The sequence below is a fragment of the Streptococcus sp. HMSC062B01 genome, from assembly GCF_001811085.1.
Classification (GTDB): Bacteria; Bacillota; Bacilli; order Lactobacillales; family Streptococcaceae; genus Streptococcus; species Streptococcus gordonii.
On the sequence record NZ_KZ672765.1, the window covers coordinates 47,268 to 61,736 of the forward strand.

The following is a 14,469-nucleotide window of genomic DNA, read 5'->3' on the forward strand; positions in this document are numbered from 1 at the left end:
CATTATCCTACTTACACTTCTATATAAAATTCGATTGGAAGAAGATGTTATGAAATATTTAACAGAAAATGATTTAAGAATAGCATATCGTGACATTCCCTTCGAAGTTTTTACAATTCATAGCGACGAAAGGCTAACTCCTGGAGCCAGAACCTTTTTATCGGATAGAAAAGTAAAGATTATTGATAATAATCAATCAAGAAAAGGAAGTTGGACCTGTAATGGCGGTAGTAGAGGTCAACCTAAAGATTCCTCTCTATCCAATCAAGTAGAGGACTTAGAGCTTCTCGCTATTCGTTGTGAAATTTTATCAGCGGCACAAGCCTTGTCTAATGTAGATCTACCAATTACAGAAGAATTGACATTGATTGAAAGATATCTGGCTGATGGATTTGGTTCTGAAAACCTCTCTTCTTCAAGATTTTTTGAAGAAGACGAGATAGAATCGAACCTGTTGATAGGACAACTATCCAATGTAGGTCTATTCATTAAGACTCAAAAGGGTGAAATTTTACTGAAGTTGTATCCTATTTACTTCAGTTTGTTAGCCTTCATTCAAAGAAATAAGTGCTCAGATGAAACGCGACTTGCTAAAACTTTATCGCGATTAGGAAATTTGATTTCTTATTACCTTGGTAAGGAAGAGAGATGAATGTATGACTAGAAATAACTTGCTTAAATCTTGTGATCAATATGTGGAAGATTTCGAAAAGGCTGAGAAAAGTCCAGTAAAAAAAGGGAAAGGTCCTTATTATACTGGAGTCGACCTAGGGACCGCTTATATCGTTTTAGTCGTTACAGATCAAAATAGGAATATTGTAGCAGGAGCACATCGTCCAGCATCTGTTGTTCGAGATGGTATGGTGGTTGACTATCTAGGAGCTGTTCAACTGGTTCGTGAGATGAAAGAAAAATTGGAAAAAGACCTAGAAACGAAACTAATCTTTGCTTCTGCAGCAATTCCTCCAGGAACAGATTTGTTGGATGGAGGAGCCATCAAACATGTGATCCAAAGTGCAGGTTTTGAGTTAACAGCAATCTTAGATGAACCAACAGCTGCAAATACAATTGTTGGCTTAAAGGACGGTGCAATTGTTGATATTGGTGGTGGTACAACTGGTATTTCAATTGTAAAAAATGGCGAAGTGATTAAATCTGTGGATGAACCAACAGGTGGTGCTCACTTTACCCTAGTCGTTTCGGGAGCCTACAAGATGTCCTACGAAGAAGCAAACAAATATAAAATGGACCCTAGTCATCATAGAGAGCTGATGGGAGTTTTAAAACCAGTGGTAGAAAAGATAGCCTCTATCATAAAAAGAAATATTGCTGGGTTTGATTTAGAAAGGATTTATTTAGTAGGTGGAACTAGTTGTCTGACTGGAATTGAGGAAATTATTGAAAAAGAGACAGCCATTAAAACGGTTAAACCATTGAATCCTTTGTTTGTTACTCCGATTGGAATTGCAATGAATTGTACGGATAAAGTTTCCTACTAGAAAGGAATTGCATGATAGTTGCAGAATTAGTGGACACAATCTGGGCTACGAGGAAATCAGAAGCCTTGAATGGCGAAAAATTCCTACTAGCAGAAGTAAAAGGTGGATTGAGGTCTGGTGAGTTATTAGTCGTTGTTGATAGGATTGGTGCTGGAATTGGGGATCGAGTAATTGTCGTTACTGGCTCTGCAGCTAGAAGGATGATGGAAGATGATGCAATGCCAGTAGATGCAGCAATTGTTGGTATCATTGACGAAAATTATGATGAAGTAAAAAGACAAAATGGAGAAGTTCAGAGATTCTCTTAAAGGAGGAGGGAACAAATGTCGAAATTAATTACAGCCAAAGATATTATTGAGTGTTCCGAAAATGGGCAGTCAGTATGTTATATTGAGGCAAGAACAATCATAACACCTGCTGCAAGGGATGAAGCTAAGAAACGGGACATTGAATTAAAAGAGTGTTGCAACCATTGTGATTCATCTAATCAAGCAAATGATCAAAGTATCACAGGCGATGAAATACTCTGCTTATTAAAAAAGATGTTATCAGTTGATAACGCAAAAGAGGTTGAGGCTCCATTACCTTATCGTTGTGTGAAGCATGGTAATGGATTGAAAGTTGTCAAGGGCCAAACTATTCGCTTAGATAAATTTGATACTGGGAATCCAAAAGCAAGGGTCGAGTATCAGGAGTTAGTTCATAAGGATGAGTCAAAAATGAGCGCAGGTTTCCTTACCATTGATCATTCAACCTTTGCCTGGGATTTACCATATGAAGAAATTGATTATGTCATTTCAGGCACCCTTTCCGTTCAGATTGACGGCCAGACTTATGTTGCAAGAGAAGGTGATGTCCTCTTTGTACCTTCTGGTTCAAGTGTCGTTTGGGGATCTCCAGATAAAGCAAGAGTTTTCTACACGACTTTCCCGTCAAACTGGCCAGATTTAATGTAGGAGTTTCTTATGAAAGCATTAGGAATGATTGAAACTTTTGGTTTAATTGGTGCCATTGAAGCGGCTGATGTCATGCTCAAAACAGCAAATGTAACCCTCTTGAAGAAAGAAAAGGTCAGAGGTGGCCTTGTCTTGGTCAGCATTGCTGGCGATGTGGGAGCGGTAAAGACTGCTGTTGAAGCGGCTGCTACGGCAGTCCGAGCCCTAGGTGAACAATCACTATACGCTTCTCATGTTATTCCACGGCCGGATTTACAAATCGATTCTTTTTACTCATCAGAGATTAAGAAGGAAAGCGATGAGGAAATCAAAAGTCAAAGGGAATTAGAAGAAATTGTGGTTGTAACTGAGCCAGTTCAACAAGATATTAAAGTTGACCAAGCAAAGGAGATTCTTTCAGAAAAAATAGAAGTTGTCAAACCAAATCAACCCCAGCAAGTTAGAAGTGAGGTAAAAGAAAAACTGACGCTTCCAGACTATAAACGAAAACTTTTGAAATTAAAAGCTGCTGAATTGCGAGACGAAATCTCTAAACTAAAAAATAATGACTCGACAGCAATGGATACTATTGGTTTAACCAAAAAACAAATGGTAGGAATCTTGTTAGATGATTTTGAAAAACGAAATCAAAGTAAAGATCAATAGAAAGGAGTAAATGCATGACAACTATTGATGTGGATCTTTGTTCAATTCAAGAAGCACGTGACTTGGTTAGAAATGGAAAGGTTGCAGCCGAAAAGATTGCGTCCTATTCGGATGAACAAATTGACCTCATTTTAAAAAATATTGTAAAGACTATTGAAGCAAATGCATATTATTTGGCTGATATGGCCGTTGAAGAAACAGGTTTTGGAAAGCTCAATGATAAAGCATATAAGAATTATGCAGCCTCAACCTTGCTTTATGATGAAATTAAAGATTATAAGACATCAGGCATCTTAAGCTTTGATGAATCAAGAAAAATTTTTAAAGTTGCAGAACCTATGGGATTGCTTCTGGGAATCACGCCATCTACAAATCCTACTTCAACTATTATTTATAAAGCTTTAATTGCCATTAAGTCTCGAAATGCAATTGTCTTTGCCCCCCATCCATCTGCAAAGCGTTGTAGTTTTGCAGCGGCTGAAATGATTTTAAAAGCGGCTGTGGAAGCAGGTGCCCCTGAGCATATTGTTGGATGTGTTATGAATCCAACAATGGGGGCTACTAATGAACTTATGAAATCTCCCGATATAGCAGTGATTATTGCAACGGGTGGGCCAGGTATGGTAAAAGCTGCCTACAGCAGTGGTAAACCTGCTATTGGTGTAGGAGCTGGAAATTCTCCTGCTTATATCGAGAGAACTGCTGATGTACAAAAAGCTGTTTCTAATATTATTGCCTCTAAAACATTTGATAACGGCACTATCTGTGCATCAGAACAGGCTCTGATTTGTGAAGAGTCAAATAAAGAAGCAGTCATTGCAGAGCTAGTCAAGCAGGGATGCTATATGATGACCAAAGAAGAAACGGACAAGGTTTGTTCCTTACTCTTCAGAGCTGTTTCTAATGGTCACCCTGCTATGAGTCCTAAATTTGTTGGTCAGCCTGCTAAAGTTATTGCAGATGCTGCAGGGATTTCAGTTCCGGACGGAACCAAGATTTTGATCGGTCCTCAATCAGGCGTGGGCGAAGGGAATCCACTTTCTTTTGAAAAACTGACTACAGTTTTAGGCTTTTATGTCGTGAAAAATTGGGAAGAAGCTTGTGCTTTAAGCATCCGATTGTTGCAGAATGGTATCGGACATACAATGAGTCTTCATACAAGTAATCCTGATATAATCTTTAAATTCTCTAGTAAACCTGCCTCTCGAATCCTGATTAACACAGGTGGTAGCCAAGGGGGGACAGGAATCTCTACAGGCTTACCGATTGCCTTTACATTGGGATGTGGAACGGATGGAGGAAGTTCTGTATCAGATAATCTAACCCCTGAACATCTCATCAATGTGAAGACAGTAGCATACGGTATAAAGGATGTTACAAAATTAGTTGAAGAAGATTCTTATTTCCATACTTTGCCTAAGGTAGCTGTAAGCAATCGTCCTAATAGTGTGGATGCAGTAAGCTCAGCTTCTATAAAAAACAAAGTAGCTGGTGTTTCATCAAAAGATTTTTTGAACTTGACTCCTCAAGAAATTCAGGCTTCATTTGAAAGTAAAAATGGGAAAGATATTTGTGAATCAAGCTCTACTACAACGGTGTTGACGGATGACGAACACAATGAGGCAATCGTAAGGGAAATTTTATCAAGCTTAAAACAAAAATAGGAGGCGCTTATGAGTGAAGACTTAGAAGACTTGTTTTACATGGCTGTAGAACATTTAGGTGGAAAAGAAGCGCTTCATACGGAGATAAAGGAGGAAGAATCGATAGAGAAACCTGTTGTCAAATGCGATCCAAAGTTTAATATTCCGTTGGGTGTCTCAAATCACCATGTTCATCTATCACAAGCAGATGCAGATATATTATTTGGGAAAGGTTATAACTTTTCTGAACTAAAACCTTTATCACAAAAAGGGCAGTTTGCATACAAGGAATGCCTTATTCTAGCGGGTCCAAAAGGCGTTGTTGAGAGAGTGCGGGTCTTAGGTCCTGTTAGAAATCAAACGCAAGTTGAATTAACGACAACGGATTGTTTTAAACTTGGAATTCGGGCACCTCTTCGATTATCGGGGGATTTGTCTGGAACACCTGGTTGTACCTTGATTGGTCCAGCTGGATCTGTTCAGTTGAATTCAGGTTGCATTGTTGCCAAGAGACATATTCACATGGATCCTTATGATGCAATTCGTCTAGATGTCAGGAATAACCAGGATGTGTCCTTAGAAATTCCTGGAGAAAGAGGTGGGGTTATACATAATGTAAGTATTCGTGTAGATAAATCCTTTACTCTAGAGTGCCATTTAGATACCGAAGAAGCAAATGCTTTGGGGATTAATGGAGACTCTCGTTTGAAAATAATTAAATAATTGGCTTCATTAAAATGATTCTGCGGAATCTAGAAGATTGTGCAAGATTCATTTCATAACTTTTTACAATGGTTTAAAATAAGGAGGAATATAATGGCTTCAGAAGCATTAGGAATGATTGAAACCAAAGGATTGGTTGGTTCAATAGAAGCAGCAGATGCAATGGTAAAAGCAGCTAACGTTACCTTGATAGGTAAAGAACATGTTGGCGGTGGATTAGTAACTGTTTTAGTTCGTGGAGATGTTGGCGCCGTGAAGGCGGCGACAGATGCAGGAGCAGCTGCAGCACAACGTGTGGGAGAATTGATTTCAGTTCACGTTATCCCACGTCCTCACGCTGAGGTTGAAACTATTTTACCTCAATAAAGATATAGCATAGAAAGGATCTAGATATGAGTACTTCAGAAGCATTAGGAATGATTGAAACCAAAGGATTGGTTGGTTCAATAGAAGCAGCAGATGCAATGGTAAAAGCAGCTAACGTTACCTTGATAGGTAAAGAACATGTTGGCGGTGGATTAGTAACTGTTTTAGTTCGTGGAGATGTTGGCGCCGTGAAGGCGGCGACAGATGCAGGAGCAGCTGCAGCACAACGTGTGGGAGAATTGATTTCAGTTCACGTTATCCCACGTCCACATACCGAAGTGGAATCGATTTTACCTAATCAAAAATAAATTTGGGAAATCGAACGAGACTGTTTGACAGTTGATAAGCTCATCCCAAATTTCTTGGGATGAGCTTATTAACTAATATCAATAAATTAACAGTAAGGAGGAAAGGGTAACATGACACATCAAGAAGTTATGGATGGAAATACAGCAGCCGCTTATATAGCCTATAATTTTAGTGAAGTAGCTGGCTTGTATCCTATTACTCCTAGTTCTGGAATTGGGGAACTTGTAGATATTTGGCAAGCTGAGGAAAGGAAAAACCTTTTTGATGAAAAGGTTAGAGTAGTTGAGATGCAGTCGGAGGCTGGAGTTGCAGGTTTTATTCATGGATCTCTTAAGTCGGGTGCTTTAACAACGACTTTTACATCGTCTCAAGGCCTATTGCTCATGTTGCCAAATATGTACAAAATTGCTGGAGAATTATTGCCTTCTGTTTTTCATGTGGCTGCGAGATCAGTCTCCACGAATGCCCTCAGTATTTTTGGAGATCACAGTGATGTGATGGCTGTTCGTCAGTCAGGTTTTGCAATTCTTTCGGAAGGATCCGTTCAAGAGGTCATGGATTTATCAGCTGTTGCTCACTTAGCTACTTTGGAAAGTTCAGTGCCCTTTGTCAGTTTTTTTGATGGTTTTTTAACTAGTCATGAAATACAAAAAATTCATGTTTTGGAAGAGAAGGAGCTGAAAGCTCTCATAAATAATGAAGCATTGGAAGTTTTTCGAACAAGAGGAATGAACCCAAATCATCCCAAAGTATCTGGAACAAATCAGGGGCCTGATTTATACTTTCAGCAAAGAGAAACGGTGAATAGAAACTACCAAGTTGTTTCTTATATTGTTCAAAAATACATGAAAAAAATAAATGAGTTGCAGGGGACAGATTACGATTTGGTCAACTATTATGGTCATGATCAAGCTACAGAATTAATTGTAGTTATGGGATCAGCTTCAGCAACTATTCGGCAAGTAGTTGATTATTTGAATGAGAGGGAACAAAGGGTAGGGATGATACAGGTTCACCTATACAGACCATTCCCAGTGGATTGTTTTTTAGAGAAGATTCCAGAAACAATCAGGTCGATCGCAGTTCTAGATAGAACTAAAGAACCTGGATCGTTAGGAGAACCGCTTTACTTAGATGTCCAGTCGGCTTTGTACGACAGTCCTCATCGCCCAACAATCATTGGAGGGCGGTATGGAATTGGCTCAAAAAACACCACTCCTGGCCAGATCCTCGCTGTTTTCCAAGAACTTCGGAAAAAAAATCCTAAAAAACAATTTACCATTGGAATTGAGGATGATATTACACATTTATCTTTAAATGTGGAAACAGAACATGATTTAACTCCGCGAGGGACCTATCAAGTAAAATTCTGGGGCCTAGGTGGGGATGGAACTGTGAGCATGAATCATTCCAGTATACGTATAATTGGAAACCAAACGGACAAAAAAGTTCAAGCATACTTCTATTTTGATTCCAGAAAGAGAGATGGGGTTACAGTTTCACACTTAAGGTTTGGTGATGCGCCTATTCAGTCGACTTACTTTATTCAGCAATCAGATTTTATTGGGGTTTCGATGCCAGCCTATTTGCATCAGTATGACGTTTTGGAAGGTTTAAAGCAAGGAGGAATTTTTCTTCTCAATACGACTTGGACGAAAGAACAACTGGATAGATATTTACCTAATAAGATTAAAAAATACCTGTCTCAAAACAATATTAGATTCTATATTATAAATGCTTATAAAATTGCCCAAGAAGTTGGCTTGATTGGGAAATTTAGTATCAGTATGCAGGCTGCCTTCTTTAAATTAACTAAGGTACTGCCATTTGAGATTGCTCTTGAATTTATGAAAGATGAGATTGCCAAGAATTTCTCTAAGAAGTCAAATTTGATTGTTGAACAAAATTTAAAAGCGATCTCTTTGTCTATAGACGCGCTTGAGGAAATAGAAGTTCCGAGTGAGTGGGCAAACTGCGTGGAGAAGCCAAGGAATCATAAAGCTAAGACCATATTCAAACAAGAAGTACAGGAACCCTTCAATCGCTTAAAAGGTAATTCTGTTTCGGTTAGTCAATTAATAAATAATGGAATGGCAGATGGTTCCATTCCCTTGGGAGGTTCAGCAACAGAGAAAAGATCACTTGCCTGGGAAGTTCCTGAATGGAATCCTGAATTTTGTATTCAATGTGGACTTTGCTCTTTCGTTTGTCCGCATGCTGCTATTCGACCATTTTTAGTTGAAGACGATGAACTTAATTTGGCTCCAGAAGGATATAAGGTGAGAGATTTCAAAGGAAAAGATGGCCTAATGTATCGTATTCAGGTATCTGTTGAAGATTGTACGGGATGCGAATTATGTGTCAAAGCCTGTCCAGCCAAGGGAAAAGCATTAAAAATGTTAACTAGTGAAGGAAATGAAGCGACATTAAAAGAGCAAGCTATTAATTGGGCCTTTTCTATGACATTACGAGCAAAAGAAAATCCCGGTAAGCCTGGAACGGTTGCGTATACCCAATTTGAACAACCACTCATGGAATTCTCTGGAGCTTGTGCAGGCTGTGGAGAGACAGCTTACGTAAAGCTACTGACTCAGATGTTTGGGGATCGTATGCTGGTAGCGAATGCTACTGGATGTTCCTCTATCTGGGGGGCTATGGGAGTAAGTACTCCCTATACAACTAACCAAAATGGCTGTGGGACTTCTTGGGGAAATTCTTTATTAGAAGACAATGCTGAATTTGGTTATGGAATGCTGATTGCAAATGATACCAGACGTAAATCCTTGATCAAAATAATAGATCGGGCTCAAAATGAGGCTAGTGAGGATTTAAAATCATTAATGCTTGATTGGGTAAATCATATCCATGAGGGAAAAGGAACCAGAGCTAGAGCTGCAAAACTAGAAGAGTTGCTTCAGCAAGAGAAAAACGAGCATACACCATTTCTTAATGAGCTTTACAGTCACCGAGACTTATTTGTGAAACCTTCTCAATGGATTGTAGGTGGAGATGGTTGGGCCTACGATATTGGTTATGGGGGGCTAGATCATATTATCGCGAGTGGAGCAGATGTTAATATTCTGGTTTTAGACAATGAGGTCTACTCAAATACAGGAGGTCATTTATCTAAAGGAACTCCTACATCTGCGATAGCAAAATTTTCTGCAGCTGGTAATCGTGGTTCAAAAAAAGACCTAGGTATGCTTGCTATGACATATGATCATGTTTATGTTGCTCAAGTTGCAAACGGAGCCAATCCAATCCAAACTATAAAAGCCTTCGAGGAGGCAGAAAGTTTCCCAGGCCCTTCTATTATTATTGCTTATGTTCCGTGTATTACCCACAGATTAGAAGGGGGCATGAGTAGGACCCTTGAAGAAGCAAAGGAGGCGGTTAATTCTGGTTACTGGTCCTTGTACCGCTATAATCCACTTCTGTTACAAGAAGGCAAGATACCAATGACTCTTGATTTTAAGGTTCCGAAATTTGAAAATATGATTCCCTTTATGCTCAAACAAGAGCGTTTTTCTGCCCTACAGCTTGTAGATAAACAAGAAGCAAATAAACTCTACCAGAAGACCGTAAATCAAGCTAGAAAACGATTTTTAAATTATGCGAAACTATCTGGAGATTACGACAAATTTATTGAAAAAGAGCATAAACGAAATAAAGAATCATTAAATCTGACAGAGGAAGGCAAGATCAAGAGAGATGATACAGTTGCAAACTCTTTTAATGAGCTTCTTAAGAGCTTGGATTTTTGAGTTTAATTTATAGCAAACCATTGTAGAAAATTCCTTCTTTCCTTGTGAAAGAGGGAATTTTTGTTTCTATACTCTTTTTTGTGGTAGAATGAAAGGTATGAAATCTTACAATTCTTTGAATGATTATTATCGCAAACTTTTTGGTGAAAAGACTTTTAAGGTACCCATTGATGCGGGCTTTGACTGTCCCAATCGGGATGGTACGGTAGCGCATGGAGGCTGTACGTTCTGTACCGTTTCGGGTTCTGGTGATGCCATTGTGGCGCCGGATGCGCCCATTCGCGAGCAGTTTTACAAGGAAATTGACTTCATGCACCGCAAGTGGCCAGATGTTCGTAAGTATCTGGTCTATTTCCAGAACTTCACCAATACACATGAGAAGCTTGAAGTAATCCGTGAGCGCTATGAGCAGGCCATTAACGAGCCGGGTGTCGTTGGACTCAATATCGGAACTCGGCCGGACTGTTTGCCAGATGAGACCATCGCCTACTTGGCTGACTTGTCCGAGCGCATGCATGTAACCGTGGAGCTAGGGCTTCAGACCACCTACGAGGAGACCTCGGACCTCATCAATCGTGCCCATTCTTATGAGCTCTATGTGGAGACGGTCCAGCGAGTTCGTAAGCTGGCTCCCAAGGCGGAGATTGTCTCTCACTTGATTAACGGCCTTCCGGGAGAGACCCATGAGATGATGTTGGAGAATGTCCGCCGTTGCGTGACGGATAATGACATTCAGGGAATCAAGCTTCACTTGCTTCACTTGATGACTAATACCCGTATGCAGCGGGATTATCACGAAGGGCGGCTGCAGCTGCTCAGTCAGGAGGAGTATGTCTCCATCATATGTGACCAACTGGAGATTATCCCCGAGCATATCGTCATCCACCGTATCACAGGAGACGCCCCACGAGATATGTTGATTGGCCCTATGTGGAGCCTCAATAAATGGGAAGTTCTCAATGCCATTGAGGCAGAAATGCGTCGTCGTGGCAGCAAGCAAGGCTGTAAAGCAAAGGAGCAGAGATTCGTATGTTAAGACCCTTACAGATGGCCCATGTATTTTTGGCAGAAGTCGTGACTAAGGAAGATACCGTGGTGGATGCTACTATGGGCAATGGGCATGACACCCTCTTTCTGGCTCAATTGGCCAAGCAAGTCTATGCTTTTGACATTCAGGAGCAGGCCTTGGAAAAGACACGCCAGCGCTTGGCAGAAGCTGGCTTAGACAATGTTCAGCTAATCTTGGCTGGGCATGAGACTCTGGACCAATATACAGACCATTTCAAGGCCGCTATTTTTAATCTTGGCTACCTGCCTTCGGCGGACAAGTCTGTCATTACCCGACCAGATACGACACTGGAAGCTTTGGAAAAGGTCTGCCAAGGTTTAGTAAAAGGGGGCCGAGCAGCTATCATGATTTACTACGGGCATGAAGGTGGCGAAGTTGAAAAAGATGCGGTGCTAGACTTTGTCAGTCAACTGCCCCAGCAGGATTTTACCGTTGCCCTCTATAAGACCATCAATCAGATTAACAATCCGCCTTTCTTGGTCATGATTGAGAAATTGAGAGAAGAAACTTGATATACAATAAGGATACAGAGAGAAAAGCTAGACAATAGGAGCTTTCAGTACTGTATCCTTATTTTTAAAATCGCGAAACTCAAATAAATAGGTCTAAAAGAAGAGAATTAAGGTATGTGTAAATTTAAAGTCTCATATTTTCTTACATAGAATATATAAGACTTTTGACATTTTTCAATTTATATGATAATCTATGACTGTAAAATCAAAAAACGTCACAGTGTTTTTAGGAGGAAGTTATGGCTACTGCTTTTACTAGCGAAGAAAAAGAAGTTATTAGAAAGAAATTACATAAAGTTGCAAAGGAATGCCTTCAAAGATATGGGGTTAAGAAAACCACAGTTGACCAAATGGCAGCAATGACAGATATCTCCAAAGGTTCTTTTTATAATTTTTATTCTTCAAAGGAAATGTTATTTTTTGCGGTCTTAGAAGAATATCAAATAGATGTTATGAATCGCCTGACAGAACAATTAGGTATGGAAACCAAGATAGATACAAATCGTCTGGTACAGTTACTTTATGATTTTTATCAAGATTTTCGCTATTCATTTATGTATACCATATTTAAAAATCATGAAATGGAATTACTCATAAGAAAATTGCCGAAAGAGGTGATAACAAATCATCATCTGATAGACGATAGGATGGTTAAAAAAATTGTATCCCGAATCGACATTAGAGAAAATGTATCTGTAGAAATCGTCTCTGCTTTATTTAGAACGATTGCTATGACTATATTACACATCGAGGAAATCGGTGAAGAACAATTTGATACCACATTGAGGTTAGTCATACAAGGAGTTGTGGAACAAATTACTAAGGAGGATAGGTAATGGTGAAAGAAGCAATTAGAACCGCAAACCTTTCTAAAAGATATGGAACAAAAAATGTTGTCGACAACTTGAATCTTTCAATAAAACCTGGTGAAATAGTAGGTTTTTTAGGACTGAATGGTGCAGGGAAAACAACGACGATGAGAATGATGCTAGGATTGATAAAATCTACATCAGGAGAATGTTATATTCAAGGAAAAAAGTTAGATCTGAATAATTTAGAACTTCGAAACGAAATAGGTTATATTATTGAGACGCCTTATTCTTATCCAGACTTAACTGTGAGAGAAAATTTAGAAATCGTTGGTAAATTAAGAGGGGTTAATAGAGATAATATTGACTGTGTAATTGAAAAATTAAAACTAAAGCAATATGAACATAAACAGGAGAAGCATCTTTCTTTAGGAAATGTTGCGCGTTTAGGAATTGCAAAAGCGATTATTCATAAACCTAAAATCCTAATTCTTGATGAGCCAACAAATGGATTAGACCCTTTTGGAGTTATTGAAGTGAGAGAACTATTAAAGGAATTGGCGAATAATCTAGGTACAACGGTTCTTATTTCAAGTCATAATCTGGAGGAAATATCTAAGATTGCTACTAGGATAGTTATTGTACATGAGGGCAGACTTATAAGAGAAGTTGAAAGCAATGAATTAGATCAGTACTTAGAAAAGAAGTTATTAGTAAGTGGCTCTAATAATAAGGCCATGAAAGAAGTATTATCTAATCATGGCTATCATGTAAACATTCAATTAGACACAGAAAATAATATCGATTTCTTAGAACTAATTGATACAAAATCTGTGGAATATCCGGAAGATATTGCCACATTGCTAGTCCATGCAGGGTATCCACCCAAATCGCTGGCTGTTGAAAAAGAAGATTTGGAGCATTATTTTTTAAGAATACTGAATGACTATAGCGGAGGTATTTCGAATGAAAAAGCTTAGTTCCTGTATTTTAATTGAATGGAAAAAGTTAATAAAATCAAAACTTTCCATCGTAACTGCTTGTTCTATCTGTTTAGTTCCTTTTATTGTTGGCTTGTTTGCAACTATGATGAAATATCCAGAGAATTTCAAAAATCTTGGTTTGATTTCTGCAAAAATGGAAATGATGAGGATAACAGACTGGTCGTCGTACTTAATGACTATATCACAAGTCATTTCTGTTGGCGGATTGCTCATTTTTGGATTTACAGCATCTTGGGTTTTTGGTAGAGAATATTCTGATAAAACGATGATCGACCTATTAGCGCTCCCGATGAAAAGAGATACAATCGTATTATCCAAGTTTATCGTTATCGCTCTATGGAGCTATATTCTATCAATTTTTGCACTTTTATTGGGATTATTAGCTGGCAATCTGATTGGACTTGAGGGTGGGAGCTTAACGGTGATTTTCAAAGGTATACTTACTTTTGGTTTTTGTACTACTCTTACAATCATACTCTCTACTCCAGTAGCTTTTTTTGCTTGTTTAGGCCGGGGATATTTGTCACCATTGGCATTCATTATTTTTACTATTATTTTTTCTCAGCTTGGTTCTGCTCTTAACTTTGGAAAATACATTCCATGGGCGATTCCTGCACTCGCAAGTGGTATTGCAGGAAAAGCACTATTGAATTTTGGGAGCATTGTCAGTTTATTTGGGGTAAGTATTCTAGGTCTTATCGCAACAATAGCTTGGTGGAGGTATGCTGATTACGATTAAAATGAAGTGATGAAAATGCTAATAACACAAAGCTAAGTCTTATTCATTTCCATTCAAAACAACCCCTCCTGTTCAGATTGAAAAACAAGAGGGGTTGTATTCTTTATGGCAATCGAAAGTTTTAGGCGAGAGGAGACTATGTGAATATCGTTGGCCTAAATAAAAAGATAGTTTCTAATATACGTGATTAGGAAAAAATGGCCTTGCCTTTGATAAGTTAAGTGTCAACCCGTTCTCAGATGGCAGTTTTAGAATAAGATAAAAGCCTGTTTTTACGGGCATTAGTCAAACGAACATAGCATTGCCTCGAACGAAGTTCAGCGAATGTCTTTAGACGTCGCTAGAGTGAAATGGCTTATAGCCAGTGTACAAGTCACCCGTTTTCACGGGTGATTATGACTTCTCAAAATGAGCAAAAAAACAGTAAATCT

At 38.8% G+C, this 14,469-nt stretch carries 15 protein-coding genes; all 15 read left to right on the top strand.

The window, feature by feature from the left end:
• The first annotated feature begins 49 nt into the window (after nt 1-49).
• The 15 genes from HMPREF2780_RS00615 to HMPREF2780_RS00685 all read left to right on the top strand — a co-directional run bounded on the left by HMPREF2780_RS00615 (nt 50) and on the right by HMPREF2780_RS00685 (nt 14,038).
• On the top strand, nt 50-652 hold the full coding sequence (locus tag HMPREF2780_RS00615) for a hypothetical protein (protein ID WP_061599049.1): 603 nt from the start codon (nt 50-52) through the stop codon (nt 650-652).
• A 4-nt stretch (nt 653-656) separates the two neighbouring features.
• Nucleotides 657-1,499, top strand: a complete 843-nt coding sequence (gene eutJ / locus HMPREF2780_RS00620) for an ethanolamine utilization protein EutJ (protein ID WP_061599047.1) — start codon at nt 657-659, stop codon at nt 1,497-1,499.
• 11 nt (nt 1,500-1,510) lie between these two features.
• Nucleotides 1,511-1,807: a EutN/CcmL family microcompartment protein gene (locus tag HMPREF2780_RS00625; RefSeq protein WP_061599045.1), complete on the top strand. Its 297-nt coding sequence runs from the start codon at nt 1,511-1,513 to the stop codon at nt 1,805-1,807.
• A gap of 15 nt (nt 1,808-1,822) precedes the next feature.
• Nucleotides 1,823-2,455, top strand: a complete 633-nt coding sequence (locus HMPREF2780_RS00630) for a cupin domain-containing protein (RefSeq protein WP_061599043.1) — start codon at nt 1,823-1,825, stop codon at nt 2,453-2,455.
• A gap of 9 nt (nt 2,456-2,464) precedes the next feature.
• Nucleotides 2,465-3,100: a BMC domain-containing protein gene (locus tag HMPREF2780_RS11870; protein WP_061599041.1), complete on the top strand. Its 636-nt coding sequence runs from the start codon at nt 2,465-2,467 to the stop codon at nt 3,098-3,100.
• Nucleotides 3,101-3,114: 14 nt separating this feature from the next.
• Nucleotides 3,115-4,764 carry an acetaldehyde dehydrogenase (acetylating) gene (locus HMPREF2780_RS00640; RefSeq protein ID WP_061599039.1) on the top strand — a complete coding sequence of 550 codons (1,650 nt, stop codon included), beginning with the start codon at nt 3,115-3,117 and terminating at the stop codon, nt 4,762-4,764.
• A 9-nt stretch (nt 4,765-4,773) separates the two neighbouring features.
• The gene (locus HMPREF2780_RS00645; RefSeq protein WP_061599037.1) at nt 4,774-5,466 is read left to right on the top strand and encodes a phosphate propanoyltransferase; all 693 of its coding nucleotides are present in this window, start codon (nt 4,774-4,776) and stop codon (nt 5,464-5,466) included.
• A 93-nt stretch (nt 5,467-5,559) separates the two neighbouring features.
• Nucleotides 5,560-5,832, top strand: a complete 273-nt coding sequence (eutM, locus tag HMPREF2780_RS00650) for an ethanolamine utilization microcompartment protein EutM (RefSeq protein WP_061599035.1) — start codon at nt 5,560-5,562, stop codon at nt 5,830-5,832.
• A 26-nt stretch (nt 5,833-5,858) separates the two neighbouring features.
• The gene (gene eutM, locus HMPREF2780_RS00655) at nt 5,859-6,140 is read left to right on the top strand and encodes an ethanolamine utilization microcompartment protein EutM (RefSeq protein ID WP_061599033.1); all 282 of its coding nucleotides are present in this window, start codon (nt 5,859-5,861) and stop codon (nt 6,138-6,140) included.
• Nucleotides 6,141-6,251: 111 nt separating this feature from the next.
• A complete protein-coding gene (nifJ, locus tag HMPREF2780_RS00660; protein WP_105025961.1) occupies nt 6,252-9,905 on the top strand; it encodes a pyruvate:ferredoxin (flavodoxin) oxidoreductase in 3,654 nt (1,217 codons plus the stop codon).
• A gap of 88 nt (nt 9,906-9,993) precedes the next feature.
• Nucleotides 9,994-10,941 (top strand): tRNA modification radical SAM protein MnmL/YtqA, encoded by a 948-nt coding sequence (locus HMPREF2780_RS00665; protein ID WP_002905125.1) that lies wholly within the window; start codon nt 9,994-9,996, stop codon nt 10,939-10,941.
• A complete protein-coding gene (locus tag HMPREF2780_RS00670) occupies nt 10,935-11,486 on the top strand; it encodes a tRNA 5-(aminomethyl)-2-thiouridylate-methyltransferase MnmM (RefSeq protein WP_061596012.1) in 552 nt (183 codons plus the stop codon). Before HMPREF2780_RS00665 ends, HMPREF2780_RS00670 begins: the two co-directional genes overlap by 7 nt.
• Nucleotides 11,487-11,725: 239 nt before the next feature.
• Nucleotides 11,726-12,322, top strand: coding sequence for a TetR/AcrR family transcriptional regulator (locus HMPREF2780_RS00675; protein ID WP_061596011.1), 597 nt, complete (start codon nt 11,726-11,728; stop codon nt 12,320-12,322).
• Nucleotides 12,322-13,275: an ABC transporter ATP-binding protein gene (locus tag HMPREF2780_RS00680; protein WP_061596010.1), complete on the top strand. Its 954-nt coding sequence runs from the start codon at nt 12,322-12,324 to the stop codon at nt 13,273-13,275. The genes HMPREF2780_RS00675 and HMPREF2780_RS00680 overlap by 1 nt, the downstream gene beginning before the upstream one ends.
• Complete coding sequence (locus tag HMPREF2780_RS00685) at nt 13,262-14,038, top strand: ABC transporter permease (RefSeq protein WP_061596009.1); 777 nt, start codon at nt 13,262-13,264, stop codon at nt 14,036-14,038. Before HMPREF2780_RS00680 ends, HMPREF2780_RS00685 begins: the two co-directional genes overlap by 14 nt.
• The last annotated feature ends 431 nt before the right edge of the window (nt 14,039-14,469 follow it).